At 63.1% G+C, this 750-nt stretch carries 1 protein-coding gene and 1 pseudogene; both read left to right on the top strand.

Annotated elements, in window-relative coordinates; genetic code table 11:
* A pseudogene (locus EG244_RS21680) lies at positions 1-371 on the top strand (transposase); the annotation flags it as partial.
* A 90-nt stretch (positions 372-461) separates the two neighbouring features.
* The gene (locus tag EG244_RS21675; protein WP_456071335.1) at positions 462-713 is read left to right on the top strand and encodes a transposase; all 252 of its coding nucleotides are present in this window, start codon (positions 462-464) and stop codon (positions 711-713) included.
* Positions 714-750: the final 37 nt, after the last annotated feature.

Below are 750 nucleotides of genomic sequence, written 5' to 3'. Positions count from 1 at the left end.
GAGCTCGATCTGACAGAGTTGAGGTTCGTGCGCGCCCTGCATGCCCGCACAGGTCGTCCCGGCTATCATCCCGCCGCTCTGCTCAAGCTGTTCATCTGCAGCTATCTGAACCGAATTCCGTCGAGCCGAAGGCTGGAACGTGAGGCCGGGCGGAATGTCGAACTGATGTGGCTGACGGGTCGCCTTGTTCCCGACCAAAGACCATCGCCGATTTCCGCAGGGACAACGGCCCCGGCATCCGCCGCACCTGTGCGCAGTTTGTCGAGCTGTGCCGGCGCATCGGCGTGCTGAAGGGCGCCTGCGTTGCCATCGACGGCAGCAAGTTCCGCGCGGTGAACGCCCGCGACCGCAACTTCACCAGGGGCAAGATCGCCACCACAATTCCGCATCCCGAGACGTCGGGCAACCGGGCCAAGGGTCTGTATGTGAAAGCTGACTTCGCCTGCGAGCCCAATGCGGATATGTCTCGCTGCCCTGCCGGGGAGGCACTGACCTATCGCTACACGACAGAAGAAGACGGGCTTGAGGTGCGCCGCTACCGGACCGGCGAATGCAGCAACTGTCCGGTAAAATCCCACTGCACGACCGGTAAGGAGCGCCGGATCACGCGGTCGGCGCATGAGCATCTGATCGAAGCGGCACGCACCCGGCTGATCAGCCCTTCAGAACCGATGACAGTCCGGCGCAGCACCGTCGAGCACCCGTTCAACTGAGGTGGCTGCGGAAATCTGAACAGCCGGGATAAGTGGA

Source organism: Falsigemmobacter faecalis (assembly GCF_003863335.1).
GTDB lineage: Bacteria > Pseudomonadota > Alphaproteobacteria > Rhodobacterales > Rhodobacteraceae > Wagnerdoeblera > Wagnerdoeblera faecalis.
Note: the sequence above shows the minus strand (reverse complement) of the source record. Positions and strands in the feature narration are given on the sequence as shown.